We start from the raw sequence: 25,695 nt of genomic DNA, 5'->3' as shown, positions 1-25,695 counted from the left end.
CTCCCTCTCTACGGCGGGACTATTATAGTAGGATTGTAACAAATTACAAGAGTCGCAAGGGGCGGGAAAGCTTCTCCTCACCCAGGCAGTTGACCAGGTAAGGAGGAGCGTGCGCAGGATTGGCAATTACAGTTCGGTGAGACTGTCAAAAAGTGATCGATCCGCTTCGATCTTGGCACGGTTACCAATAATGGCCCGGTGGCTTCTGGGGATCATGTCCGCAAAAGCCGGAGCGAAACTGCGCAGGTCGGCAAGAGTCGTGGCGGTAATCTCTTTCAGGCGCTGCTGTTTATATTCAACATCGATACCGTTCAGGTAGTCGTTTCTGGCGGTAGCGCCTTTGGCAGCGGCACTGCGCAGGGGATCGAAGCTGCCATAGGTTCCGATGATGAGCTGCTCCATCACTTTGTCCGGTAAATTCAGGCGGGCAACGATATCCGGCACACCATTGTAGGCATCATAGGTTTTTTTGACTTGCGGGTCACGATAGCTGACAAAGGCGAGATTGCCGCTGATCTGGCCAAACTGGATAAAACAGCCGTATGCTCCGCCCAGCTGACGCACGGTGTTCCATAAGTAATCCCGGGAGAGATAGGTTTTCAGAACCTCGAAATGACCGTTATATCCCTGGCCCTTTGGCAGCAGGTTCCCTCCTTGAACGGCAAAAACCACTTCAGCGGCGGTGATGAAGGCTTCGTGGTCGGCTATGTGCAGTTCAGGGAGCGGATATCTTGTAACCGGGGTGTCGGCCAGGGCATCGATCAGGCAACTGCCAGCTTTTGCCAGGTGACCCAGCTCCTGACTATCCGCAGTCACGCCAAGCAACAGGTTGTTTCTGTTAAAGAGCAGAGTAGAAATGTTTTTTAAGGCAGCCAGGAAATGTTCCTCTTTCTGGGTATAATTCAGGGCGAGGTCCTTTGTCGCCAGATATGAGGTAATTCCGTTAAACATCTCATTATATCTGCCCGCCATACTGAGATGGGCGAAAACACGGGTCGCCGGGAGGTTGTATCCTTCACTCTGAACCGAGTGCTCAGCCCAGGCAAATTCGCGACCGACTATTTCTCGAATCCTGGCACGGTCGGCGAATGAAACGGAGGAAAATATTTCCGCCAGCAGCTGCAGGGCTTGTTCGAGATACTCCGGCAGACATTTTATATGGAGCCAGAAAACCGGCAGGGTTGTCTCCTGGCTGTTTCTTTTGGTGTAGCTCGTCAGGGAATGGGAAAAAGAACCGGTGCACGTGGCAATTTCTTTGGCAAACTGCTGGTAATTGAGCCTCTTTGTGCCAATTTCAGTGACAATGGTACCAAACAGGTCGAGCCAGGGGAGAAGATCGGCAGGCAGGCTGGATATATCAAAACCAACATCGATATAGGAAATATGGTTGGTGGTCAGTTCACTGACGAGCACCTCGCTGCCAAACATTTCTGTCGGGACGACGGTGTGAAAGTCGATATTCGTCGACAGGTCGGTAAGGTTCAGCTGGGGCAGCAGGGCAAGTGTTTCAACGCTGTTTGGCTGCTGCTGTTCCTGCATGAGCTGTTTTGTTCGAGCTATCCTTTCTTCTTTCTGTTCCTCCGACACTGTCGCATCATATGCTGAGAGCCGCTGCTGTTCTTCAGCCTGGGTCTTTTGCTGTTTTTCCGGATCGGGTACCAGGGTCACGGTGACGGTGGAAGGATTGTCGAGCAGAAATTTTTTGATTAATTCTTCAAAGTAGCCTTCGTTCAGTGCTTTGTGACGCAGAGTCTGGACAAGTTTTTCATTCATTAAATGGGCAATGGGATCTGTGTCATATTTCAGTCCGGTCATCGCCTTGCCGATAAGATCAAGTCCCCGTTGGGGTTTGCTGGCTTCTTCGCGGAAATTGAACTCGAATTTGTTCAGCTCGGCCAGAACCAGATCCCGGTCAAGACCCTCTGTCACCATCTTTAACAGAGAACTCCGGTACAGCTTAAGGAAGCTGTCGCGATGTTCCGCCTCACTGCCAACCAGATAGGTGACCATCAGGGTCCTGAAAGAGGATGTCGCGACATAAAAGCCGCCGAAATCCTTGCAGAGACCGCTGGAAACGATCGCGTTTTTCAGCGGCGAGCCGTCTGAATTGAAAAGGATGTTGGCAATAATCTGGAAGGCGCTGTTTACCTCACGCTCAGTAACAGTAGAGATATTGGTGCCGACAGCCAGAAAGGTCTTGCCGGCGGTATCGGTGGAGTCGACTGCATACGTGTCGGTAATGAAGACCGGTTCGGTCGGGAGCTCTCCATTTTCTATAACTGCCTGGGCAACGGGACTGTCGAAGGTGGAAAAAAATCTCTGCTGCAAAAACTCCAGTTCGTCTTCAAGCGGGGCATCGCCATAAACGAAAAAGAATCCGTTTGACGGATGGTAATGGTTTTTGTGGAAATCGCAGAACTGCTCATAGCTGAGATCGGGAATGTTTTTCGGATCGCCGCCTGATTCATGGGCATAGGTCGAGCCGGGCATAAGCCCGCCAAAGATGTGATGAAAAAGAAAACGGATAGGATCGGAAAAAGCCCCCTTCATCTCATTGTACACTACCCCCTGAAACTTCAGGGGCTCATCCGGACCTTCCTGGTGATAATGCCATCCCTCCTGTTCGAAGGTCGAGCGGGCCAGCAGCGGGTTGAAAACCACGTCGCAGTAGACATCCATGATATTGAAATATTCTTTTAAATTGCGGGTGGCAAAAGGGTAATAGGTGATATCAGCCCCGGTCATGGCGTTGAGAAAGGTCGTCAGGCCGCCTTTGTTGATTTCGCCGAAGACATCTTTCACCGGATATTTTTTTGATCCCATCAGCACCGAATGTTCAAGAATGTGGGCGACTCCGGTAGAGTCGGTGGGCACGGTGTTAAAGGCGGCGGAGAAGGTTTTGTTGGGATCGTTGTTTTTGATCGCCAGAAGGGGGAATTTAAGCAATGCATGTTCAAATACATACACATCGGATGCAATTTCCTGGATATATTTATGGGTTTTGAGGATAAAACCTGAATAGGTAGAGCCTGGCGTATATGTCATTGAAAAATCCTTGGGCTAAATGAATGATCATGAAAATTGATAGTGTCGTAAAAAAACCAGTCCTTAGATGGCTAAGTAAAAAACTTCATAGGCGAGGCGTAAAATTTTTCTATCATTACGACGTACCCGAGTACGTCGTAATGATAGAAAAATTGCAGCAACGAAGCAGATGAAGATTGCTATACCCTTTGGGTAATTTTTACGACGCCATCAAAATTGTTTTTCGGAATCGAGCAATAAGGTGACCGGACCGTCATTGATCAAGTCGACCTCCATGGCCGCCTGGAAGATACCGGTGGCAACCCTGATCCCCATTTTTTGTACCTCTTCGATAAATTGACGGTACAGCGGTTCGGCTATTTCCGGAGGGGCTGCTGCGGAAAATCCGGGCCTTCTGCCTTTTCGGCAATCACCGTACAGCGTGAATTGTGAGACGATAAGCATTTCACCATCAATGTCTGCAAGCGATCTGTTCATTTTCCCCTGCTGGTCAGCAAATATCCGCAGATTGACTGCTTTTTCCGCCAGCCATTGCAGGTCCGTACCTGTGTCGCCGTGCCGAATGCCAAGCAGAACCACCATTCCCTGGGCAATTGTACCATGGACCACACCCTCTATTGTGACAGTTGCCCGACGAACTCTTTGTACCACAATCCTCATGTATTCTCCTTAGTGACTTAGAAATAAATATCTTGCGCTCTTTGCAAGATATTTATTTCGTGAAGGAACTTACCCCGCAACGCTTCTGGGCGGGGTTAATGACCAAATGTCCAATATCTTGCGCTCTTTGCAAGATATTTATTTCGTGAAGGAACTTACACCCGACAAGCGAGTACTAAAAAGAGCCCCGCAACGCTTTTGAGCGGGGTTAATGACCAAGTGTCCAATATCTTGCGCTCTTTGCAAGATATTTATTTCGTGAAGGAACTTATACCCGACAAGCGAGTACTAAAAAGAGCCCCGCAACGCTTTTGGGCGGGGTTGGCAATGGTCTGCCGTGAGAAATTATTTCATATTGATTCAGGCAGATGATATAATCGATCTTATGCCGGTCAACTGCAAAAAGTTGGCGAACGTTCGTTCACAATATAGGTCACTTGTAAAAAACACCATTGCCCATCTGGCAAGTATACAGGGAAAAACATGATTAAATTGCTGCAGAACCTCATCGACCAGATGTCGAGAGAACTCCCCGGAATCCTGGCTGTAGCCGTGGTGACCGTAGAAGACGGGATGGCCATTGCCGAAGTCAGCCGGAGAGACGATGTTGAACCCGCTGTTGCGGCTGCGTATCTGGCATCCATTGTAAAATCCAATGTCAAAGCCATAAGTCTGCTGGCCGATGATGAAATTGTCGAAGATATCCTGATCACCACCCGCAATTATAATTTTATCATCCGCCATGACGCCACACAGCCTTTTTTTATTTTCCTGATGACAACCAAAGAGGAATGGCTTGCCAAGGCGCGACTGCTGATGAAAAAATACGAGACCCAGTTTGCCGGATTTGCCACCTATTTCGCGAAAAACTATTAATATCTTACGGATGATTTTGTTGCTTTTTTACAAGAAAATCATCCGTAAGGTACGCATACCCCCGCACGGGGGTATTGAAGATCGTTGCTTATGAAAGGTGTCTTACAGCGACGCCGCTGCCTGTATTTTTTTGGAATTTTTCTTAATACTGATCCTGATCCACCCGAGGTTGGTGTCAAGGTCGGCGACGATCACCAGGATGGCGTCCTTGCCGACCGGAGCAAACAGGACCGGGCCGTTTTCAAACTCGAACAAGGTAATTCGCAGCTCACCCTGACCAAGTTGACTGCCCATCGATTCAGCAGAACCGAAGCCGGAGGAGGCGATGGCCGCGATCATTTCGGCGTCAATGCCGGGGCGGGCGAGACTGTCCAGTAAAAAACCGTCCCTGCCAATCAGGCACGCAGTGTGGACGCCTTCAATATTGGTAAATTCCGCGAGTATACTCTGAATCTCCGTCATCTCAAATTCCTCAGGTGAAGTGGTCGGTCTATCCTCCCTGCTGTCGGCATCATTTCGGGCTGGTGGTTTCGCGTCGCCAGCTGTATCCAGGTCAATGTTGGTGATCAGTTCTTCTAATGTTGCGGTAGCCGGTTGTTGGTCATCAGAACGGTGGGCGACTGCGTCGGATGAAGGGGCATCATCGGCAGAACCGTTTTCGGCAGCGGATTTTTCATCGTTGTTGACTGCAGCCTCAAAAAGCAGGCCTTCAATGCTCTTATGGATACTGACGATTGGGGGCTGCACCCCGCGGATATTCTGCAGGGAGCCTCCGTTAAAGCCGAGGATGGTAAAAAAAGCGCTTTCCCCGGTTTCCTGGCCGCACATGGCATGGAGAACGGCTCCATCCTTGAAGAAAATCATTCCTTCCCGGTCCCCCGTGGTGACTTTCAGGGCGGCGGTTGCCCTGGAGAGAGAGTTGAACTGGACAATATCGATCAAATCGACACCGTCGACGGTCCCCTGGAAACCTTCGTTGACCTTGAGAGCCTCTTTGACAATTGTCCGTACATCGTTGATGTCAAATGGTTTTTCGATAAAACGCAGGCTGCCGCTCATCATTGCCTTGTTCTCATAGGCATTTGACGGGTAGGCTGTCATGATAATAACGCCAGTTGCCGGAAACCTGTTATTTATTTCAATAAGGAGATCAAGCCCGTTCATTCCCGGCATATTTATGTCGGTGATAACGAGGTTCGCCGGGCGGTCGCTTAGAATCGCCAGGGCTTCTTCGGCGGACTTGGCGGCGAGAATTTCGACATCCTCCATGCCCTTGTTGAGATTTCTCTGCAGCATCCAGAGCATATCTTCTTCGTCATCAACCACCAGTACTCTTTTCATATTGTCACCATTTATTCTCCCAGGCCCGACCGGGTTTTGTGCGGTTGGGCTGAGAATTGCATTGAGATCCGGTATCCAGACAGGAAAAACCGGGAGTCGGAGTCTATCATTTATTTACCTGTCCGCCCTTAAAAATATGGTAAAGGTTGTCCCTTTGCCCTCTATGCTTTCAAGTACAATAGCGGCGTCATTTTCCTTGAGGGTTCGATATACGATCGAGAGACCGAGACCGGCTCCGGAAGTTTTTGTCGTAAAAAAAGGTTCGAAGACCTGTTCGGCTGTTGCCGGCGTCATCCCTGTCCCGTTGTCGGTGAAGTGAACGACCACATAGGGCATGTTCTGCAGCAGGGCCGGGTATCTTTTTCTATATTGATACAGTTGTTTGCTGTCAGGCAGACTGGCCCTGATGTCAATACGGCCCTGTTGCTTGATCGCGTCTATGCCATTTAAGAAAAGATTCAGAAAAACCTGCTGGAGCTGATGCGGGTCGGCAATGATATTAGGCAGTTCGTGGCTGATATCCACATGCAGTTCGATGTGGTTTTTGGTGAGTCGGCTGTTGATCAGTGGTTTTGTCTCGACAATGACGGCTTCCAGGGAGGTCGGGCGTTTATTTGGTTCTGCCGGGCGGGCATACGAAAAGAAATCACTGAGCAGGATGTTCAGACGATCCACCTGTCTGGCAATTCTCTGGGCGCATTCAAGTTGCACGCTATTGTCTTTTGCCTCTTCTTCAATCGACTGGGCCATAATTTTTATGCCAGCGAGAGGATTGCGAACTTCATGGGCCACCGCCGAGGCAATTTCGGCAATTGTTGCAAGTCGATTCATCTTTTCCATTTCCCGGCGGACATATTTTACTTCCGAAATATCCGCCAGGGAGATGATCACCCCGATCTTTTTGCCTGCAGCATCTTCCTGATAGACATTAGAGAAGCCGAGAATCTTTTTTTCCTCCTTGGCAGGGGTGAAGAGCAACTCCCGATCAAACTGGTCAGAGTCCGTCGGAAGAACTGTCAGGAGCAGGTCTGCCGCCGCCGCACCGACAATATCTCTCAGCAGCTGTCCGTCGATATGAGCTGTAATTGGCTTGAAAATAGACTGGGCTATTGCATTGCTCTTTCTCACTCTACCATCAAGGCCAGCCACGAGAAGGCCATGGTGCAGCCCTTGAATAATGGACTCGGAAAATTTTTTTTCCTCGCGCAGGCTGACGATCGAGCTGCGGAGATCATTGACCAGGTGAATAAGTTGCTGCTCCATTTGCTGGTTTTCAATCATTATCGCCAGAATATGCGCCACCGCTTCCAGGAGCTGGTCTATCTCCGGTGAAGGTTGGTGGAGTCTGTCCACATAGAGAGTCAGTATCCCGTATGATTGTCCATCTTTGATGAGAGGGATGCAATAGTTGCCAGGCCATTTATCGAGCAACGCTGGTGAGAGAGTGATTCCCTCCAGCAGGGGGGGGGGACTGTTGAAAAAGGTAAGCTTGCCATGTTCTGCAGTCCGCCCGCAATGACAGTCACCGATTCGAATTGTGCTGCAGGTGTCGGCTTCCAGTTGAGAAAATCCTTTGGCAACTTTGAGCGCGAGGGTTGCCGAATCCTGCTCTACGATAAACAGAGCACTTTTTGCGCCAAATCGCAGGTGCGGCAGGCACAGCAGTGACCCAAGTATGAGCGCAGCTTTTTTGTCGAATGGATTCGGTTGAAGTGCAGCTTGCAGTATTTCGATAAGGATCGATTGATGCCTGCTCTCCTCGGCAAGAGTTACGAACAATGGTATTTTTCTCCAGTGGTGTATTGTCGTGGAACATATGTGTAGTATTGTACATTGAACTTTGTATTAAAAACAAGAAAATTGCACTACTCTTTGAAATTATGGATTTTTTTGTTGAAATCGCGATACTTGGCGTATGCGGTGCAGCAGGTGTCAGTATTGGTTGGTTTTGGTTATTGTGGGGGGCTGTGGCGGCTAAGGCTGGAAAAAAACTGTCGGTTTGAGTAATTGAGTGCAGCGGAAGAACTGTGTATTCAAGGAGAAGAAAAGGCACGATGACTGATATTCAGAACGCAAAATTTCTCACCACCAAAGAAGTGGCAAAGCTGCTGCATGTCAATGACAAGATGGTCTATTCTCTCGTCAATGATAAGGGGCTGCCGGCAACGAAAATTACCGGCAAGTGGCTCTTCCCCCGAAGACTTGTTGAAGACTGGCTGGAAACGCATATTCTTAACTACCGAAAGCCTGGGTTTGGCAGCTCTTCGGATGAGGGTATTCTGCTCCTGGCAGGGAGCGATGATCTGCTTTTTCAAAAAACGCTGTCGCTTTTCCATGCTAAAGATCCCGGTACCGTCGGGTTTTTTGCCAATCTTGGCAGTATGGGTGGCTTGAAAAGTCTGCGGCGGGGGATTTGTCATATCGGAGTATGCCACCTGCTCCAGGACGACAATGAAGAATATAATTTTGATTTTGCCAATCAGGAACTTGATAAGGCGCCGGTCTTTGTTAATTTCAGCCGACGACAGCAGGGACTGCTGGTTCAGAAAGGCAATCCGAAGGGAATCACCGGGGTGGCCGATTTATCCCGGAAAGATGTGACTATTGTCAATCGTCCGCTCGGCACGGGAACCCGGCTGTTGCTCGATTACGAAATTGCTAAATCGGAAATCTCCTCCGGGCAGATATCCGGATATGGCAAGGAGGTTTCGCGTCATCTGGATGCCGGGCTGGAAATCTTTTCCGGTCATGCGGACGCCGCCCCTGCCATTCGGGCTGTAGCCGGTCTGCTGGGGCTTGACTTTGTCCCGCTTCGCTGGGAAAGATTTGATCTGCTTATTCTGCGGGAACGCTTTTTTGAGCGGACAATTCAGAGTTTTATCGGCCTGCTCCATGAGGAATCTTTCCGGCAGCTGGCCGGTACATTTGAAGGGTACGATGTTTCGTTATGTGGGAAAATGCTCTTTCCCGATAATTTTAAAAATGAGGAGTAAAATATGAAGAAAAAGATGGCAATCTGGTTGGGAGTGTTCTTTCTGCTGGGCGGGTTTACAGGAAATGTCTATTCCGCCGAGAAGGTATTAAAGATGTCGACGACGACGAGTACCCAGTCTTCAGGTCTGCTTGATGTGCTTTTGCCCGAGTTTGCCAAAGATACCGGCATACAGGTAAAGGTCATCGCTAAAGGAACGGGTGCGGCCATACGGGACGGAGAAGACGGTAATGTCGATGTTATTTTTGTCCACGCCAAGAGCCGGGAAGATAAATTCGTCGCCGATGGTTTTGGTACCAAGAGATATCCGGTAATGCACAATGATTTTGTCATTATCGGTCCCGCCGCCGACCCGGCAGCGATAAAGGGTATATCCGATGGAGCGCAGGCTTTCAAGAAGATTGCCGCTGCCGAGGTACCCTTTATCTCCCGTGGCGACGATAGTGGTACGCACACCAAAGAACAGTCTCTCTGGGAAAAATCCGGCATCGCTCTTACCACCCATACGCAAAAAATAGTCGATAAGGGTAAAGAGAAAGAAATCAGTTACAAGATGCCCGCCAATTCCAAGGCCTGGTATATGTCGATTGGTCAGGGTATGGGCAAAACCATTACCTTTGCCGAAGAAAAACAAGCGTATACCATGACTGATCGGGGTACCTATATCAAATATAAATACGGCAAGACCCCCGCGGTTGACCTCGAAATTCTCTCCGAAGGTGGTGATGCCCTGGCCAACCCCTATGGTATCATCCCCGTCAATCCGGCAAAATATCCGCAGATCCAGAATGATCTGGCCATGCAGTTTGTCAACTGGATCATCTCTGAGAGGGGACAGAAGCTGATCGGTGGCTACCGTCTTGAAGGCAAGCAGCTTTTCTTCCCGGATGCCATGTAGTTTCGCAGGATCTGAATCCCGGCGGACTGGGATACAGCCGGGATGACTTGTAATACTCTCCGGTCGGATGTGCTGGGCATTACTTCCTTGAAGGATGTTTTGGGCAATGTTCTACGCGCCGGGAATATGCCTTGCAGAGTATTTTCCAGGAAAAAAGGCAAATACTCTGCAAGGTATTTATGTTATAAAGACACGTCGTAGGAGGCTATGTTCGCATAGACCTCCTTTGTTGTTCATAGCCCGGTTATTTTTAAATAGTTACGGAGTATACGCAGCCGATGGATCTACTTTTTGACAGTGTGCGGTCAGCTCTGCTGTTGTTTATGTCTTTTGATGCGGAGCTGGTTGATATCGTCATGGTATCGCTCAAAGTGAGTTTTTCCGCTACGTTAATCGCTTCTGTTCTTGGTATTCCCGGAGGCTTTCTTGTTGCTTATGCGGTTTTTCCCGGGAAGCGGATGGTGCTGACAGTTCTCAACACTCTGCTGGCCCTGCCGACAGTGGTTATAGGTCTTCTGGTCTACTCTTTTATTTCCCGGCGTGGTATTTTAGGGTCATTTGATCTGCTCTATACCCAGAAGGCGATGGTCATCGGTCAGGTGATTCTGATAGTTCCGGTGATTATGACCCTGACTATTGCCGCGATCAGCCGCATTGACAAGCGTTATCGGTTGACAGCCCTTACCCTCGGCGCCACCCGGTACCAGATGGCCCTGGTGATTCTTAAAGAGGCCCGATACGGTATTTTTGCCGCGGTTATCGCTGCCTTTGGCCGAGTAATAGCCGAGGTGGGTATCAGCATGATGCTGGGCGGGAACGCCAAGGGATTCACCCGGACTATGACGACAGCCATGGCACTGGAATATGATAAGGGGGAATTTGTCCTGTCCGTCGCCCTTGGCATAACTCTTATGACTATTGCCTTTGTCATTAATATGCTGTTTCATCTTTTGCAGGGTCGGACCGGAAACGATGCTCTATAGCCTGGAAAATCTCACAAGAAAACATGGCGACCGTACGGTGCTGCATATCGACAAGCTCGACATAGAGCCGGAGCAGATCTACACCCTGATTGGTCCAAATGGTGCCGGCAAGACGAGTCTGCTGCAGATTCTCGCCTTTCTGGATCAGCCGAGCAGCGGCCGGATGCACTTTCTCGACAAGGAGGTGAGTTTTGATCAAAAACAGCTGTATGCTCTGCGCAGGCAGGTGGTCCTTCTTGATCAGACCCCCATCATGTTTACCGGCTCAGTCCGGCAGAATGTCGAATTTGGACTGCAGGTGCGCAAGGTGGCCAGAACGGAACGCAGGCAGCGGATTGAAGAGGCACTGGAACTGGTTGGTATGGAGCGTTTTGCCGACTATGACGCCCAAGGGCTTTCCGGCGGAGAGACAAAGCGAGTCGCTCTGGCAAGAGCCTTGGTTTTACAGCCCGAGGTGCTGCTTTGCGATGAGCCGACGGCTAATGTGGACAATGAGAATCAGGAGATTATTCTCAAGATTATCGACAAAATTAATCAGGAACATAAAGCTTCCGTCATCTTCTCAACCCATTACCTCGCCCAGGGGCAGCGGCTTGCCCACCAGACGCTGCTTTTGCAAAACGGGGAACTCGCTGATGTCGCCAGCGAGAATATTTACCGGGTGACGGTTGTCGAGCGTCGCGAAGATACCCTCGTCTGCCAACTAACCGGCCAGCTGTTTCTTACCCTGCCGCACCATATCCTGCCTGATGCGGTGCAGACTGCCAAGCTCCAGATCGATCCGAACGGAGTTATTCTTAATCCCAAAACAACCAATCCCGCCGAAGGAAACCTGTTGAGCGGACATATCACCGATCTTGCTCAGGACAGCGGTCGGATTCGCGTCGTTATTAATGTGGGGGTTCGTCTGGTTCTGGTGCTTCCCATGACGCAGTATCGTCAGGAAAAACCGGGTATCGGCGAGAAAATGCAGATTTTCATTCCGCACAGCAGTATGTATTGCCGCCGGATCAATCTGACCAGGTAATTTCGGGCCTTACTCCTGAGAGCCTGTCTTTTTTTACATTAATAACGACAAGATACAGCCAAGGCCCTGCTCTTGTGGAGTCAGTTCACCCGGTGTGAGCGGTCCTTGATGATCTGCGACACCTCACGGACAAAGGCAAACATGCAATGTGCCGGGCAGCGATCAAGGTCTTGTTGGTTGAGACACTTCTTCGTGCATTCTTCCGAAAGTTGTTTGTTTTCCCGGTATTTCCTGCCCTGAAAGAGGGGGAGAAATGTCTCTGCCTTCAGAGCCATTGTCGATCCGCACACCGAAATCTCATGGGTGAAGTAAAATATACCATGCTCAATGGCGCTAAAATCCGGTTGGTATCCATTGAAATTCAATTCCGGATCATCCAGAAAGCTCTCCCGACATCGCCAATCTTTTCCACACATAGGACAGGTTTTAAATACCTGTTCTTTTTCCATACTCATCTCTTCTCTCAGTAAACAAGACTCATTTTTTGCATCAAACTACCCGAATCCTTTCAAAATGCCATTTTTTTTTCTCAGCGACAATTGGTTTGCCCTGGAGCGTTTCAGGCTAAGTAATTGAATTGTTATTCATCTTCAGGCAAGGCAAGATTGATTTTTTATCTTGAAATTGCACTGAATAGTTTGTTAAATGAAATTGATACTAGGGCCTTTGTGGCTTGTCGTCTTCTTTGACTTGACCTGGCCGCTGGTATCGATACATGCAATCTCCACTCTCCCTAAGACACTACTCATTCTCATCTTACAGGAGGTTCAATGGACGCCGCACAAAAAACCAGTACTCCCGCCGCTAAAAATTCTCCACACAAGTATACACTCATTGCCGAGATTGATCCACCTAAGGGGGTGAGGCTGAATAGTTTTCTCGATACCGCGTTGCAGCTGAGAGGGCGGGTGGACGGTGCACGGGTGACCGACAGTGAACATGCGATCATGCGCATGGCGCCCATAGCTCCCTGCCTGGCGCTCAAGGAAAAAGGTTTTGAGCCGGAAATGATCATCACCGGCAGGGATAGAAACCGGATTTCCTTTCAGGCCGATCTTCTTTCGGCTGCCGCCCTCGGCATCAACAAGATCGTCATCAAGGAAGGGCATGACCCGGCGGAAGGTGATCAGCCGGTTGTCAGGTCGAGCGGCGATCTTGATCTGGTTTCCATGCTGCAATGCGTCTCTGCCCTCAATAACGGCCACGATCTGGCCGGTGAGTCTCTGGATGGGGCCACAGCCTTTGATATCGGCGTGGCGATCGATCTCTCCGATGATGTCAATTTTAACCGGGAACGGGCTGAGTTCTTTAAACAACTGGGGCAGTACGGCGTGCAATCGGTCACCCTGGGGCCGACCTATGACTTGAATATTGTGGAGCAGTTTATTCCTTTTGCCGAGCAGACCGGCATCAGACTGTTTACCTCGGTGATGTTCCTGAAATCCGTCACCATGGTCCGCTATCTCAATAACTTGCGGGGAGTCCCGTCAATTCCTCAGGAATTTCTGAAAAAAATGATGGAGGCTCCGGTTAAAAAAGACGCCGGAATGCAGGCGGCAGCCGATCTTATCCGCGAACTGGCGCCGCTCGGCGAAGGTGTTGTGTTAAATGCGATGGGATGGAGGGACAGATTACCGGAATTTCTGGATTCTATTGGTCGCTAGAACGCCATGAACAGCTTAGCGCTTCTGTCAACAGCCAACAGGGATGCCGGTTCCCTGGTCAGGGATCTGGGACCTTATCATTATCTGCATACCATCCTTGAAGAGACGCCGAATGGCGTCATTGTGGTTGGCCACGATCATCTGGTCATCCATGCCAATCCGGCGGCGAGCAGATTCCTCGGGGTTTCGTATGGTAAGATTGACGGCGAGGGCTTACGCACCCTGCTGGGAGAAGATAATGGCGATTTCTTCCTCCTCATCAGGGACCATTTTGAACAGCGCGGCAAGGCAAACGGTGAGAAGCTCCGTCATGAAATAGAATTCATCAGAAACGGGGAACGCACCATTCTCAGCGGGGTGGTGGTTTTTCCACCAGCCGACACCTCGTATTATCTCGTTTATCTCATAGATATCACCCAGCAAAAAAATCTTGAAGGGGAGCTCAGGCGGCGTAACGCCTTTTTCCACAACCTGATAGACAGTTCTGTCGATTCGATAATTGCCTCCGATATGAAAGGGCGTATCATGCTCTTTAATCAGGAGGCCCAGTCCCTGCTCGGCTATAACAACGAAGATATCAAATCCCTGCACGTCACTCAGCTGTACAATGAAGGGGTTGCCTACGAGCTGATCAAAAGAATGCGCAGCAGCCATTTCGGCGGCAACGGCAAGTTATTGCGGCACAAACTGAATGTCAAACACAAGGATGGGCACGATATTCCGGTCAGTTTTTCCGGGGGCATTATTTACGACCGCGGCCAGGAGATTGCCACTTTTGGCCTGTTCACCGATCTCCGGGCCATGCAGCAGATCGAAGAAGACCTTGAGCAGAGTCACCGGATGCTGCTGCAGTCGGAAAAAATGGCGGGTTTGGGGCGTCTTGCCGCCGGAGTCGCTCATGAAATCAACAATCCGATGTCCGGAATCATGCTCTATGCCAATCTGGTGCAAGAGGAGCTGGGCGCCGATCATCCGCTGGCAAGCGATCTGCAGACTATTATCCATGAAGCGGAGCGTTGCAAGGTCATCGTCGCCGACCTCCTGGAATTCTCCCACCAGACGACGTATGAGATGGAACCGGTCAATCTCAACGAGGTCATTGTCAAAACACTGACCATCCTGCAGCACCAGCCACTTTTTCAAAATGTGCAGATTATTCGGGAGCTGAGCCCGGATCTTCCCCCCATCTACGGCAACGCCATCAGGCTCAATCAGGTGGTGATGAACATCGTGGTCAACGCGGCCCAGGCCATGGACGGCAAGGGCCGGTTGCACATTACCAGCAGAACCAGGGCCAATCAGGATATCAACGAGATAACCATCCAGGACTCGGGGCCGGGGATCGACAGCGGCCTACTGGAAAAAATCTTCGATCCATTTTTTACCACCAAGGCAGCGGGCGAAGGAACCGGGCTTGGGCTGTCAGTTTCCTATGCGATAGTCAAGGAACATAAAGGTTCCATCAGGGTCACATCTTCGCCTGAAACGGGAACTACCTTCACCCTTAGGTTTCCGGTGGTCATGGAAACTTTGACTGGAGAGAACCATGGAGAATAACAGTATTTCCCCGGATCAACGGAGTGAAAAATTCCTCGGTAAACTGCGTACGCGAAATATTGACGTACAGGCCTGCTATCAGTGCGGACGCTGCTCTGCCGGCTGTCCCATCGGCGACTTTTTCGATCTGAATGTCATGGAAGTTGTCCGGCTCGCCGCCTACGGCCAGGAAGACCGGTTGCTGCACAGCCATGCCATCTGGCTGTGCGCGGCGTGCGAAACCTGTGCCACCAGATGCCCGAACGAAATTGAGATCGCGCACCTGATGGATGTCTTAAGAGAGCTGGCCTTAAGAAAAAACATAGCGCCGGCCGAGCCGCGGATCCCCCTCTTTCATCGGTCGTTTCTCGGCTCAGTGGGCAGGTGGGGCAAGGCGTATGAGATCGGCATGATCGCCAATTACAAGATCAAATCCAAAGATCTGATGGGTGATATGAAACTTGGCCTGAATATGTTTTTGAAAGGCAAACTCAAGCTGGTCCCTCATTCGATTGATAATAAAGCCGAAATTAAAGCAATATTTTCCGGCAAGGGCAAGGAGTATGACCGATGAAACTCTCTTACTACCCGGGCTGTTCCCTGGAAGGAACAGCGCTTGATTACGATCATTCGGTACGTGAAATCTGCGCTAAACTTGCGGTCGAGCTGGTTGATATTCCCGACTGGAACTGCTGCGGGGCATCGTCCGCCCATATGACCGACCATGAGATAGGGCTGCGTCTGCCCATGCGCAACCTGCTGCTCGCCGCCGAGGCAGGACACGACATCCTTGTCCCCTGTGCCGCCTGTTTTCAGAGGTTGAAGGCGGCGGACAAGGCCCTGCGGGAAAATCCGGTGTATTGGGATGTGGATGCCACGAAATATTCACCAGCGTTTGAGATCATTCATATCAGCACCTTGCTGGCGGAAGCGGAGATACTTGCCGCGATAAAAGAGCAGGTTGTCTGTCACCTCGATGAGCTGGCCATCGCCTGTTATTACGGCTGTCTGTCGTTGCGTAATCCGCGGGTAACCGACGCCGTCGACTGGGAGATGCCGCAAACCCTGGAGCGGATCGTTGCCGCTGTTGGGGCCAGACCTGTAAACTGGTCGCACCGGACCGAATGCTGCTCCGGCAGTCTGACCATGGCCAGGCCCGACATCGCTGAAAAGCTGGTGGGTGATATCGTCACGGCGGCCAAAAGGGCCGGTGCCGGTGCAATGGTGACCGACTGTCCGATGTGTCAGGCCAATGTCGAAAGTCGCCAGACACTTGAGGGAGGGCCGGATGCGGGAATGCCGGTATTTTACGCCACCGAGCTGATCGCCGCCGCGCTCAGCGGCAGCTATCCCGTCAGGCAGCAGAAGGTTCATCTGGTCTCCCCGACAGTCCTGTCGCGTGCCGTGACAGGAGTCGGGGAAGCGTCAAGCAGCAAGGAGGATTCGCGATGACAGGAAACCTCAGCACTTTTTCAGGCAGCATGCAAAGTCCAACCGGTGCGGTCATGGTTATCGGCGGCGGTATCAGCGGTATGCAGTCGGCCCTTGATCTGGCCAATGCCGGAATCAAGGTCTACCTGGTGGAGAGTTCCCCGGCAATCGGCGGCAAGATGGCCCAGCTGGATAAGACCTTTCCCACCAATGACTGCTCCATGTGCATCGTCTCCCCCAAACTGGTCGAGGTAGGGCGCCATAAAAATATCGAGCTCTTTACCCATAGTGAGGTAAAAGAGCTCACGGGTAATGCCGGGAGTTTTACCGCAACCATCGTCCGCCATGCCCGCTATGTCGATGTTGGTGCCTGTACCGGCTGCGGACTCTGTGAATTTGTCTGCCCGGTTACCCAGCTGTCTTATTTTCCGGAAGTGCCGGCGGAGGGAGAAAAAAAGAGCCGGGCCAAGGCGAAGGTAAAAAGAGTTATTAAGGGGCCGGGACTGCCGCAGCCGACCTCCGCACACAAATGGACATTTACCGTCGATGACGAGGCCTGTGCCATGTGCGGCATGTGTCACCGGGCCTGCCTGCATGGGGCGATCAGCTGGGAGAAAAAGCAGAAGGCGGTCATCGACCAGGCCAAATGCACCGGCTGCGGCGCCTGCCTGGTGGCCTGTCCGGAAAAATTCCTGGCGATCAAGGTTGCTGATGCACCTGATCTGGAAAAAAGTATCGGCGCCGCCGTATATGCCAGATCAGTAAGTCTGAAGAAAGAGTTTGCCGGACCTGAAGCTCAAGATTGCATCCGCTGCGGTCTGTGCGCAATTGCTTGCGAAAAAGTGATGAACATTGGCGCGCTGAAGATGGTCGAGGAAGGTATCGAGGCCGGGGTCGATATCTGTCAGGTCTGCGGGGCCTGTGTGTCGCTTTGTCCGGTAAACTATCTCTCCATCGACCAGGTGACCAGCCGAACGCCGCGACCACTGCTCAATCGATTCAACGAAGGGCTGAACGGACGAAAACCGGTCAACATTCACTACCCCCAGGCAGTGCCGCGGGTTCCGGTGATTGATGAGAAGAGCTGTGTGCAGCTCAATAGCGGTGCCTGCGGGACCTGCGCGACAATTTGCGGCGTCGGGGCCATCCACTATGATCACCGTGAGGTCGAAACAACAGTAGATATCGGCTCGGTCATCTTCTCCCCGGGGATCGAGGTGTTTGATGCCCGGGTGCGCGGGGAGTTCGGTTATGGTCTGTATAAAAATGTACTGACCAGCATCGAGTTCGAACGGCTCCTGTCCGCCTCGGGCCCAACCTCCGGAACGGTTGCCCGGCCGGGTGACGGAAAGCACCCACAGAAAATTGCCTGGATCCAGTGCGTCGGTTCCCGCGACCATTCCTGCGACCGGGATTACTGCTCATCGGTCTGCTGCATGTACGCGACCAAAGAGGCCTTTATTGCCCGGGAACACGATTCCGCCATCGAGCCGACCATTTTCTATATAGATATGCGTTCCTTCGGGAAAAACTTTGACCAGTATGTGAACCGCGCCAAAGAACATAAGGTTCGCTATGTCAGGGCCATGGTCAGCAGGGTCTTTGAGGATCCGCTTACCGGGGACCTCGAGCTGCGCTATGTCGACGAATCCGGCAAAAGACAAAGAGAAGTCTTTGATATGGTGGTGCTCTCGGTTGGCATCCAGGTGTCGCAATCCACCAAAAAACTGGCGCGTAAACTGGATATTGCGCTTGATCGTTATGGTTTTGCCGTCACCGACTGCTATCAGCCCCTGGCGACCTCCCGGCCGGGGATCTTTGTCAGTGGGGCCGCGGGGGGACCAAAGGATATCCCGGAGACGGTCTGCGAGGCCTCGGCCGCCGCCGAAGCAGCGTCTGCCAGTCTCGCCGAGGCCCGTGGCAGCCTGATCACCATTGATGCGCTCCCTCCCGAGCGGACACCGGGGCCGGACGACGAACTGCGCATAGGGGTCTTCATCTGCCACTGCGGTACCAATATTGCATCGGTGGTCGACGTCGATGCGGTGACCGCATACGCCAGAACCCTGCCCGGGGTGGTGTACGCCGAACATCCCCTCTATACCTGCTCGCAGGATTCCCAGGAACGAATGCGGGAGATCATCGGGGAGCACCGCTTGAACAGGGTGGTCACCTCCGCCTGCTCGCCGACGACCCACGAACCGCTTTTCCAGTCGACCCTGCAGCAGGCCGGATTGAATAAATACTTTTTTGATATGGCCAACATCCGCGACCAGTGCAGCTGGGTCCATCCCAACGACCCGGACCTGGCTACGGAAAAAGCGAAAAGACTGACCAGGATGGCGGTCGCCAATGCCACCGCCGGAGTACCCCTGGACGAGCTGGAGTTTGCCGTCGATGCCCGCCTGCTTATCGTCGGCGGAGGGGTTGCCGGGATGACTGCGGCGGTGGAGGCGGCCCGCCAGGGTTTTGGGGTCTATCTGGTTGAACGGGAAGCGCAGCTGGGCGGCCAGCTGTTGAACCTTCAGCGGAGCGTTGATGGCCGTAAATTTTCTGACTTCCTGCAGACATTAACCGAAAAAATTGCTGCCGATGAGCGAATAAGGGTCTTCACCAGCAGCGAGGTGGTGGAGCAGTCCGGCTTTGTCGGCTCTTTTCAGACAGATATTGTTATGCCTTCCGGAGCTACCAGGACGCTGAAGCATGGCGCGATCCTCGTTGCCACGGGGGCAGAGGAATACCGGCCGGAAATCCACGGCCTGGGCACGCTTGGCCACGTCATGACCCAGACCGATTTCGGCGCTGTGCTGGAAAACGGCAGCCTCGATACCCGGCATCACCCCAGCGTGGTCATGCTGCAGTGCGCGGGCTCCCGCGATGAGGAGCATCTGGCCTACTGTTCGCGGGTCTGCTGCAATCATGCGGTAAAAAATGGCCTGCGTTTTAAGGAGATGTTTCCCAAAGCCCGGGTCGACGTGCTGTACCGCGATATGCGCTGTTACGGCCTGGGGGAATTAGACTACCGGGCGGCACGGCAGGCGGGCATAAATTTCATTCGTTTTGATCCGGAGACGAATCCGGTCACGATCAACGCTGGCGAGGCCGGGATCGACATTACCGTAACCGATCCGTCCATTCGCTTGCCGGTTCGGTTGCAGCCCGATCTGCTCGTGCTGTCAACCGGCATGAAGTCGAGGGATACCGAGGAACTTGCCTCCATGCTGCGGGTGCCGAGAAACAAAGCCGGTTTCTTTATCGAGGCCCATGCCAAGCTGCGGCCGGTCGATCTGCCCAGTGAAGGGCTGTTCATGGCCGGTACGGCCCATGGCCCCAAAAGCAGCACCGAGACAATCGCTCAGGCCCAGGCCGCGGTGGCACGAGTGGCAACGCTTTTGTCGAAAAAAAGCCTGAAGATGTCGGGGATTGTCTCCAGGGTCGATCCGACCAACTGCGCGGTCTGTCTGACCTGTGTGCGGGCCTGCCCCTATGGGGTGCCGTTTATCAACGATCAGCATTCGGCGGAGATCAATCCGGCCCTCTGTCAGGGCTGCGGCATCTGTGTGGCCGAATGTCCGGCCAAGACCATTACCATGGGCCGGTATGACGACAGGAATATACGGGCGAAGATTGAGTCGTACAGTGCGTCCTGATTTTTTTGATGTTGCGAGAAGTTCCACCCCGCCCAAAAGCGTTGCGGGGTAAGTTCCTTCACGAAAGTCTTTTTCAAAAAGCCGAAAAAGACTTTCTAAGTCACTAAACCCCTAAAGGAATAAAAACCATGCATGACTTTTCACCCAGTGTCATTGTTTTTGCCTGCCGCCACTGAGCGTACTCTGCCGCGGACCTGGCAGGTTCGGAGAGAAGATCGTATCCCCCGGCAATCAGTATAGTCATGCTGCCCTGTACCGGACGCATTGACGAGTCACTGCTGCTGAAGGCCTTTGAAAACGGGGCGGATGGCGTGATGGTAATCGGTTGTCTGGAGGGGGATTGTCATTATATCTCGGGAAATATACGGGCCCGCGCTCGTGTTGAGCGGGTGTATGCAATTCTCGAGCGGATAAAAATCGGACCCAACCGTATCAGAATGTACAACCTCAGTGCCGGAGAAGGTTCAAAATTCGCCGCTTTTGCCAATGAGTTTGTCAATCAGATCCGGGAGGTCGGGCCAAGCCCCATCAATCTGGTGCGTGGTGCAACAAAGACTGAAGCGGTAACAGCGAAGGAGACAACATGATTACCGGAACACCGAAACCCATTGAAGAGATCATGGAGATGCTTGAGCCATATGACAATATCGTCCTGGCCGGTTGTCATGGTTGTGTAACTGTCTGCCGTGTTGGCGGGGAAAAGGAGGTCCAGGTACTGGCCTCGACTTTAAGGCTGGCAAGAGAGGCGGCGGGCCGGACCATCAACATCCGGGAGGTCAGCCTCGAACGCCAGTGTGACCCCGAGTATGTCGAGCAGATGCGGCCGTATGTCACCGATTATCAAGCGGTTTTGTCTATCGCCTGCGGGGCGGGGATCCAGTTTCTGGCCGAAAAATTTACCACCACGCCGCTTTTGCCGGGGATTAATACCGGCTTTCTCGGAGTTACCGAACGGCAGGGGGAGTGGTCGGAGAGATGTCAGGGATGCGGCGACTGCGTCCTGCATCTTACCGGGGGCATCTGTCCGGTTACCCGCTGTGCCAAATCACTTTTCCATGGCCCCTGTGGCGGTTCGGTACAGGGAATCTGTGAAGTGGATAAAGAGACTAAATGCGGCTGGCAGCTGATTATCGATCGGCTGGTGGCCCTGAATCAGATGGAAAATTATGGCAAACTGAAACCTTACAAGGGATGGAATTCCTCAAGAGATGGCGGTCCACGCCGAATTATCAGGGAGGATATGATCTAATGAAATCGGGAAGCAACCTGGAAAAGGTACTGGCGGCAGGACACTTTTCGGTCACAGCGGAATGCGGTCCTCCCCGCGGAGCCGACCCGGATATCGTCCGGAAGAAGGCGGCTTTTGTCAAAGGTAACGTCGATGCCTGTAATGTTACCGATAATCAGACGTCAGTGGTGCGCATGAGCTCGCTGGCCGGCTGTCTGCTCATTAAAGAGGAGGGGATAGAACCACTCATTCAGATGGTGGTCCGCGATCGCAACCGGATCGCCCTGCAGTCGGATCTGCTCGGGGCCTCGGCCATGGGGGTGCGCAACCTCCTCTGCCTCTCCGGCGATCACCAGAAATTCGGCGATGACCCGCAGGCGAAAAATGTCTTTGACATCGACTCGATGCAGCTCATTCACCTGGCCAAAACCATGCGTGATGACGGGGTGTTCCCGTCCGGAGATAAACTCCAGGGGGCGCCGATGTTTTATATCGGCTGTGCGGTGAACCCCTTTGCCGACCCCTTTGAGATCCGGGTGCCGCGCCTTAAATTGAAGATGGAGGCCGGAGCTGATTTTGTTCAGACCCAATGCATCTATAATATGGAGAAATTCAAGAAATATATGGAGCTGGCCAAAAGAGAGGGGTTGCCGGAAAAGATAAAGATTCTTGCCGGAGTCACCCCGTTGAAATCGGCCGGCATGGCAAAATTCATGCGCAAGATGGTTGCCGGTATGGATATTCCCGATGCAGTGGTCAACCGTATCGCTGCCGAGCCCAAAGAAAAACAGGCGGATAAAGGCATCGAAATGTGTATTGAACAGATCCAGGAACTCAAAGAGATGGAGGGAATTGCCGGTGTCCATGTAATGGCCATCGAATGGGAGGAAAAACTGGCCGAAATCGTTGGCGGTGCCGGACTGCTGCCCCGACCTGTTGTGGAGTAAAGAAAGAGGAAGAGAGCGAAAAAAATCATTGAGCACTCATAACGGAGGAAAGAAATGGCTGAGAAAAAAAAGATCCTGCTGGTTGACGACGATCCTGATTTTGTTGAAGCGGTCAAAGTAATAGTCGAAAGTGGCGGTTATGACGTGAGGGTGGCTTATGACGGCAAAGAAGGGCTTGAAGCGGTTGCGGAAGAAAAACCGGATCTCATTGTGCTGGATGTGATGATGCCGGTCATGAACGGCCACGAAACCTGTGTCAAACTGAAAAGCAATAAGGAAACGGCCAAGATCCCGATTATTCTCCTGACCGCTGTCGCCGACCGGGTGACAACCAGCACCTACACCCATCGGGACATGCTGGAAAGTGAAGCGGAGGATTATATGCCAAAACCGGTCGAACCGGCCGAATTGCTGGAACTGATTAAAAGCTGGTTAAAATAAGCAGATCTCCTGCCACTCCTTGCGTGCCCAGCGCGAGGAGCGGCAAAAAAATGAAGTTTCTCCCCTCAGCAACCGGGAAAATGCTATGGATAAAGTGCGCATACTGATCATCGATGACGAAAAGGTTATTCGGGAAGGTGTCGAACGAGCCCTGGCCAAAAGAGGCTACCATATAGTCAAGGCTGAAGACGGAGACCGCGGTCTGGCATTGTTACAGGAGCAGGAGTTCGATATCGTGCTGACTGATCTCATGATGCCGGGTCTCGACGGCTTTGGGGTTCTTGACTGGATACGGGAAAATCAACCCCATGTGCAGGTTATCGTTATAACCGGTTTTGCCACGGTCAGTAAAGCCGTAACCGCCATGAAGCAGGGCGCCTTTGATTTTGTCGGCAAGCCGTTCACCCCGGATTATATCCGGGTGGTGGTTGATCGGGCCATTGATAAGCTGTCCATGCGCGCCGAAACCGAACAGCTGCGGGAGGAGAAAAACCGTGGGCTTGAGGCCATCGATAAGTCCCAGAGCCGTCTGAAATCGGTATTCAGCTGTATGGCTGAGGCGGTCCTCATAACCGATGCGGACGGTGTCGTCGTATTGCATAATCCTGCGGCGATCAAGATTCTCGAGATACAGACTGATCCGGTAATCGGCAAGCCCCTCAGTGCTTCGATCCGGGATCAGGCTGCGGCGGCCATGGTGAAAGAAGCGGTGAGTAAGTCGGTGGTCGTCACCAGGGAATTCGCCCCCGGGTCTATTTCCCGCAAGTACCTGCGCGCCTACTGTTCTCCGGTGACCACCGAGCAGGGAGTAGTCATCGGTTCAGTGACGACTTTTGAGGATGTCAGTGCCCATAAGGAAATAGACCGGATGAAGTCCGATTTCGTTGCCATGGTGGCCCATGAATTGAAATCGCCTCTGGCCTCTGTCGAACAGATGATCTACGCCCTGCAGGTAGGCTGTGTGCATGAGGCGGCCAGTTCCTGCAATGCACTGCATAAGCGGATGACTACCCGGACCAAGGATCTGCTCCGTCTCATTGACAACCTGCTCAATCTGTCAAAACTGGAGAGCGGTACCGTTGTTTTCAACCTTGAACCGGTGAAGGGCGAGGATATGATCCGCGAAGTCATCGATATTACCAGACCGCAGGCGGATGCAAAGAACATACACCTCAGTTATGAGCCGTGCGGCGAGGAGTGGTGGTTTAATGTGGATTACGACCATATGCGCACTGCGATGATGAATATCGTCTCCAACAGCGTGAAATATACCCCGGATGGAGGGCGGGTGGTCCTCTCCACCTCCGTCTCGGGAGGTTTTGCCAATTTTTCGGTACAAGATTCAGGGATCGGGATCAGCAAGGAAGATATCCCGCATATCTTTGATCGCTTTTTCCGGGTAAAGGGCAAGGCCACCCGGCATATTACCGGTTCCGGACTTGGCCTGGCTCTCGTAAAAGAGGTCGTTGAAGCCCACCAGGGCTACATCGATGTCCAGTCAACTCCGGATGTGGGGACAACCTTTATCTTGAGTTTTCCTCTTGTGCAGATGAACGGCACCCCGGAATCGGCGCTTCAGCTGGCTGATTAAGCAGAAAGCACAAAAAAAATCCATGACAGATACAGGCGGTGTGCGTTGGTTTCCGCCGCCTGTCTGTTTTCCCGTTGTAACGAGTAGAGCTGTCGACTTCCCTTCTCCGGTTATTGCCGCTGATCCTGCTTTTTTCCCGTCACTTGCCAGCAAGCTTAAATCCTGATTGTAAATAAAGAATCTGATTACCCCTCAAGTTCAGCTACTGAAACAGGGTGTGGGCTGTTCGTTTCCCGGGACGCCGTAAACCCATCCCTGGGGGCTTCGCTGCAGCCATCCTTGGCTGCAGAGACCCGTAAAACAAACAGCCCACACCCTTCCATTTCGACAAGCTGAGCTTGAGGGGTAATCAGAATAAAGAATGAATCAACAAAATTTTCCGTCGCCAATTAGGTAAAGGCGACCACCTTGTGATATATTGAGATTTGAGGCGGAGGATGATTTCTGCGGAGAACTGTTTTTCAAGAAGAATTATACAAAGAATCAAGATGGACACACGTAGGCATGAACTGATCAAACAGCATATCGACTCCTTTCCGGTTCTACCTGTAACGGTGATGCGGCTGATGACAGTTACCAGTAACCCGGCCAGTTCGGCGCAAGAGGTCATTGATGTTATTCTTACCGACCAATCTCTGTGCCTGACGGTTCTGAAAATTTCAAATTCTGTTCTGTTCGGTCGTCCCCACAGGGTTGATTCAATCAAAACGGCTGTGTCGATCCTTGGGTTTGATGAAGTGCAGCGAATTGCCCTGGCCAAGGCTCTTATCAACTCGTTCAGTAAAGTAGCCAGGCAGCACAAAGCCTCAATCGATAAGTTCTGGGAGCATTCTTTTGTTTGTGGCATGGTGGCCAGGATCATGGCGAAAGATCTGAATATCTCTCCTGATATCGCTTTTATGGGCGGACTTATTCACGATATAGGAAAACTGATCATGCTGGAAACTTTTGCCTATGATTATGCCCTGGACTGGATGCTTGGCTTAAGCACTGAACAGTTTCACCGTGACGAGCTGCACACTTTTTCTTTCACCCATGACAGAGTCGGAGGACATCTGCTGCGGAAATGGCTCTTCCCGGCAAATCTCATTGCTGCTGTTGAAGCGCATCATTTCCCTGATAAGGCAACCGCGGAGAAAGACGTTGCCTCGGTTATTCAATTGGCCGATTTCCTGTCGTTTTATTGCTGCAACCAGACATCAATCGGAAAAGACGATTTCCTGCTTGCAATGCACAACTCTCTGCCCGATATACAATCTACATGGCAAAGCTGTGGATTGGACTGGGATGTCGATGCAGTATATAGATGGTTTGATTGGCTGGTAAATAATTACGACCAGGGTTGTACCCTGAAAGAGGCTTTTTCCAGTTGAATGTTGATCTTA

Annotated in this window: 22 protein-coding genes; 17 read left to right on the top strand and 5 right to left on the bottom strand. The window is 51.9% G+C overall.

Annotation, left to right across the window (positions count from 1 at the left end; all coding sequences use genetic code 11):
• Nucleotides 1–126: 126 nt before the first annotated feature.
• Nucleotides 127–3,045, bottom strand: a complete 2,919-nt coding sequence (locus FCL47_RS06970) for an insulinase family protein (RefSeq protein ID WP_136812766.1) — start codon at nt 3,043–3,045, stop codon at nt 127–129.
• A 210-nt stretch (nt 3,046–3,255) separates the two neighbouring features.
• Nucleotides 3,256–3,705 carry a D-aminoacyl-tRNA deacylase gene (gene dtd, locus FCL47_RS06965; protein WP_136812765.1) on the bottom strand — a complete coding sequence of 150 codons (450 nt, stop codon included), beginning with the start codon at nt 3,703–3,705 and terminating at the stop codon, nt 3,256–3,258.
• A gap of 483 nt (nt 3,706–4,188) precedes the next feature.
• Here dtd and FCL47_RS06960 point away from each other — a divergent pair, with 483 nt between their 5' ends.
• Nucleotides 4,189–4,581, top strand: a complete 393-nt coding sequence (locus FCL47_RS06960) for a hypothetical protein (RefSeq protein ID WP_136812764.1) — start codon at nt 4,189–4,191, stop codon at nt 4,579–4,581.
• 102 nt (nt 4,582–4,683) lie between these two features.
• On the opposite strand, the gene FCL47_RS06955 is transcribed toward FCL47_RS06960, so the two are convergent.
• On the bottom strand, nt 4,684–5,922 hold the full coding sequence (locus FCL47_RS06955) for a response regulator (RefSeq protein ID WP_136812763.1): 1,239 nt from the start codon (nt 5,920–5,922) through the stop codon (nt 4,684–4,686).
• 114 nt (nt 5,923–6,036) lie between these two features.
• Complete coding sequence (locus FCL47_RS06950; protein ID WP_136812762.1) at nt 6,037–7,701, bottom strand: ATP-binding protein; 1,665 nt, start codon at nt 7,699–7,701, stop codon at nt 6,037–6,039.
• A gap of 47 nt (nt 7,702–7,748) precedes the next feature.
• Between FCL47_RS06950 and FCL47_RS24355 the strand changes: the two genes are divergently transcribed.
• The 5 genes from FCL47_RS24355 (at nt 7,749) to FCL47_RS06930 (ending at nt 11,822) form a co-directional block, all read left to right on the top strand.
• On the top strand, nt 7,749–7,925 hold the full coding sequence (locus FCL47_RS24355) for a hypothetical protein (RefSeq protein WP_153306358.1): 177 nt from the start codon (nt 7,749–7,751) through the stop codon (nt 7,923–7,925).
• Nucleotides 7,926–7,976: 51 nt separating this feature from the next.
• Nucleotides 7,977–8,915, top strand: coding sequence for a helix-turn-helix transcriptional regulator (locus FCL47_RS06945; protein ID WP_136812761.1), 939 nt, complete (start codon nt 7,977–7,979; stop codon nt 8,913–8,915).
• A gap of 3 nt (nt 8,916–8,918) precedes the next feature.
• Entirely contained in the window at nt 8,919–9,812 is an 894-nt protein-coding gene (locus FCL47_RS06940) for a substrate-binding domain-containing protein (RefSeq protein ID WP_136812760.1), read from the top strand.
• A 278-nt stretch (nt 9,813–10,090) separates the two neighbouring features.
• A complete protein-coding gene (locus FCL47_RS06935; RefSeq protein ID WP_136812759.1) occupies nt 10,091–10,795 on the top strand; it encodes an ABC transporter permease in 705 nt (234 codons plus the stop codon).
• Entirely contained in the window at nt 10,785–11,822 is a 1,038-nt protein-coding gene (locus FCL47_RS06930) for an energy-coupling factor ABC transporter ATP-binding protein (protein WP_136812758.1), read from the top strand. The genes FCL47_RS06935 and FCL47_RS06930 overlap by 11 nt, the downstream gene beginning before the upstream one ends.
• Before the next feature lie 80 nt (nt 11,823–11,902).
• On the opposite strand, the gene FCL47_RS06925 is transcribed toward FCL47_RS06930, so the two are convergent.
• Nucleotides 11,903–12,271 carry a hypothetical protein gene (locus FCL47_RS06925; RefSeq protein ID WP_136812757.1) on the bottom strand — a complete coding sequence of 123 codons (369 nt, stop codon included), beginning with the start codon at nt 12,269–12,271 and terminating at the stop codon, nt 11,903–11,905.
• 321 nt (nt 12,272–12,592) lie between these two features.
• Between FCL47_RS06925 and FCL47_RS06920 the strand changes: the two genes are divergently transcribed.
• The 11 genes from FCL47_RS06920 (at nt 12,593) to FCL47_RS06870 (ending at nt 25,683) form a co-directional block, all read left to right on the top strand.
• Nucleotides 12,593–13,486 (top strand): methylenetetrahydrofolate reductase, encoded by an 894-nt coding sequence (locus FCL47_RS06920; protein ID WP_136812756.1) that lies wholly within the window; start codon nt 12,593–12,595, stop codon nt 13,484–13,486.
• Between the two features lie 6 nt (nt 13,487–13,492).
• Complete coding sequence (locus FCL47_RS06915) at nt 13,493–15,043, top strand: ATP-binding protein (protein WP_136812755.1); 1,551 nt, start codon at nt 13,493–13,495, stop codon at nt 15,041–15,043.
• Nucleotides 15,033–15,596, top strand: coding sequence for a 4Fe-4S dicluster domain-containing protein (locus FCL47_RS06910; protein ID WP_136812754.1), 564 nt, complete (start codon nt 15,033–15,035; stop codon nt 15,594–15,596). Before FCL47_RS06915 ends, FCL47_RS06910 begins: the two co-directional genes overlap by 11 nt.
• Complete coding sequence (locus FCL47_RS06905; RefSeq protein WP_136812753.1) at nt 15,593–16,474, top strand: CoB--CoM heterodisulfide reductase iron-sulfur subunit B family protein; 882 nt, start codon at nt 15,593–15,595, stop codon at nt 16,472–16,474. The genes FCL47_RS06910 and FCL47_RS06905 overlap by 4 nt, the downstream gene beginning before the upstream one ends.
• Nucleotides 16,471–20,103, top strand: coding sequence for an FAD-dependent oxidoreductase (locus FCL47_RS06900; protein ID WP_136812752.1), 3,633 nt, complete (start codon nt 16,471–16,473; stop codon nt 20,101–20,103). Before FCL47_RS06905 ends, FCL47_RS06900 begins: the two co-directional genes overlap by 4 nt.
• A gap of 128 nt (nt 20,104–20,231) precedes the next feature.
• Nucleotides 20,232–20,690, top strand: coding sequence for a hydrogenase iron-sulfur subunit (locus FCL47_RS06895; RefSeq protein WP_136812751.1), 459 nt, complete (start codon nt 20,232–20,234; stop codon nt 20,688–20,690).
• The gene (locus FCL47_RS06890) at nt 20,687–21,352 is read left to right on the top strand and encodes a methylenetetrahydrofolate reductase C-terminal domain-containing protein (RefSeq protein WP_136812750.1); all 666 of its coding nucleotides are present in this window, start codon (nt 20,687–20,689) and stop codon (nt 21,350–21,352) included. Before FCL47_RS06895 ends, FCL47_RS06890 begins: the two co-directional genes overlap by 4 nt.
• A complete protein-coding gene (locus FCL47_RS06885) occupies nt 21,352–22,278 on the top strand; it encodes a methylenetetrahydrofolate reductase (RefSeq protein WP_136812749.1) in 927 nt (308 codons plus the stop codon). The genes FCL47_RS06890 and FCL47_RS06885 overlap by 1 nt, the downstream gene beginning before the upstream one ends.
• Before the next feature lie 54 nt (nt 22,279–22,332).
• Complete coding sequence (locus FCL47_RS06880; RefSeq protein WP_136812748.1) at nt 22,333–22,719, top strand: PleD family two-component system response regulator; 387 nt, start codon at nt 22,333–22,335, stop codon at nt 22,717–22,719.
• 85 nt (nt 22,720–22,804) lie between these two features.
• On the top strand, nt 22,805–24,310 hold the full coding sequence (locus tag FCL47_RS06875) for a response regulator (protein ID WP_136812747.1): 1,506 nt from the start codon (nt 22,805–22,807) through the stop codon (nt 24,308–24,310).
• Nucleotides 24,311–24,798: 488 nt separating this feature from the next.
• On the top strand, nt 24,799–25,683 hold the full coding sequence (locus FCL47_RS06870) for an HDOD domain-containing protein (RefSeq protein WP_167496405.1): 885 nt from the start codon (nt 24,799–24,801) through the stop codon (nt 25,681–25,683).
• Nucleotides 25,684–25,695: the final 12 nt, after the last annotated feature.

This window comes from Desulfopila sp. IMCC35006 (genome assembly GCF_005116645.1).
Classification (GTDB): domain Bacteria; phylum Desulfobacterota; class Desulfobulbia; order Desulfobulbales; family Desulfocapsaceae; genus Desulforhopalus_A.
This window is presented reverse-complemented; position numbering and strand designations above follow the sequence as displayed.

What these genes read in the sequence shown, in the direction of transcription:
- FCL47_RS06970 (WP_136812766.1), bottom strand. Translation starts at nt 3,045, where the DNA reads ATGACATATACGCCAGGCTCTACCTATTCAGGTTTTATCCTCAAAACC.
- dtd (WP_136812765.1), bottom strand. Translation starts at nt 3,705, where the DNA reads ATGAGGATTGTGGTACAAAGAGTTCGTCGGGCAACTGTCACAATAGAG.
- FCL47_RS06960 (WP_136812764.1), top strand. Translation starts at nt 4,189, where the DNA reads ATGATTAAATTGCTGCAGAACCTCATCGACCAGATGTCGAGAGAACTC.
- FCL47_RS06955 (WP_136812763.1), bottom strand. Translation starts at nt 5,922, where the DNA reads ATGAAAAGAGTACTGGTGGTTGATGACGAAGAAGATATGCTCTGGATG.
- FCL47_RS06945 (WP_136812761.1), top strand. Translation starts at nt 7,977, where the DNA reads ATGACTGATATTCAGAACGCAAAATTTCTCACCACCAAAGAAGTGGCA.
- FCL47_RS06940 (WP_136812760.1), top strand. Translation starts at nt 8,919, where the DNA reads ATGAAGAAAAAGATGGCAATCTGGTTGGGAGTGTTCTTTCTGCTGGGC.
- FCL47_RS06935 (WP_136812759.1), top strand. Translation starts at nt 10,091, where the DNA reads ATGGATCTACTTTTTGACAGTGTGCGGTCAGCTCTGCTGTTGTTTATG.
- FCL47_RS06930 (WP_136812758.1), top strand. Translation starts at nt 10,785, where the DNA reads ATGCTCTATAGCCTGGAAAATCTCACAAGAAAACATGGCGACCGTACG.
- FCL47_RS06925 (WP_136812757.1), bottom strand. Translation starts at nt 12,271, where the DNA reads ATGGAAAAAGAACAGGTATTTAAAACCTGTCCTATGTGTGGAAAAGAT.
- FCL47_RS06920 (WP_136812756.1), top strand. Translation starts at nt 12,593, where the DNA reads ATGGACGCCGCACAAAAAACCAGTACTCCCGCCGCTAAAAATTCTCCA.
- FCL47_RS06915 (WP_136812755.1), top strand. Translation starts at nt 13,493, where the DNA reads ATGAACAGCTTAGCGCTTCTGTCAACAGCCAACAGGGATGCCGGTTCC.
- FCL47_RS06910 (WP_136812754.1), top strand. Translation starts at nt 15,033, where the DNA reads ATGGAGAATAACAGTATTTCCCCGGATCAACGGAGTGAAAAATTCCTC.
- FCL47_RS06905 (WP_136812753.1), top strand. Translation starts at nt 15,593, where the DNA reads ATGAAACTCTCTTACTACCCGGGCTGTTCCCTGGAAGGAACAGCGCTT.
- FCL47_RS06900 (WP_136812752.1), top strand. Translation starts at nt 16,471, where the DNA reads ATGACAGGAAACCTCAGCACTTTTTCAGGCAGCATGCAAAGTCCAACC.
- FCL47_RS06890 (WP_136812750.1), top strand. Translation starts at nt 20,687, where the DNA reads ATGATTACCGGAACACCGAAACCCATTGAAGAGATCATGGAGATGCTT.
- FCL47_RS06885 (WP_136812749.1), top strand. Translation starts at nt 21,352, where the DNA reads ATGAAATCGGGAAGCAACCTGGAAAAGGTACTGGCGGCAGGACACTTT.
- FCL47_RS06880 (WP_136812748.1), top strand. Translation starts at nt 22,333, where the DNA reads ATGGCTGAGAAAAAAAAGATCCTGCTGGTTGACGACGATCCTGATTTT.
- FCL47_RS06875 (WP_136812747.1), top strand. Translation starts at nt 22,805, where the DNA reads ATGGATAAAGTGCGCATACTGATCATCGATGACGAAAAGGTTATTCGG.
- FCL47_RS06870 (WP_167496405.1), top strand. Translation starts at nt 24,799, where the DNA reads ATGGACACACGTAGGCATGAACTGATCAAACAGCATATCGACTCCTTT.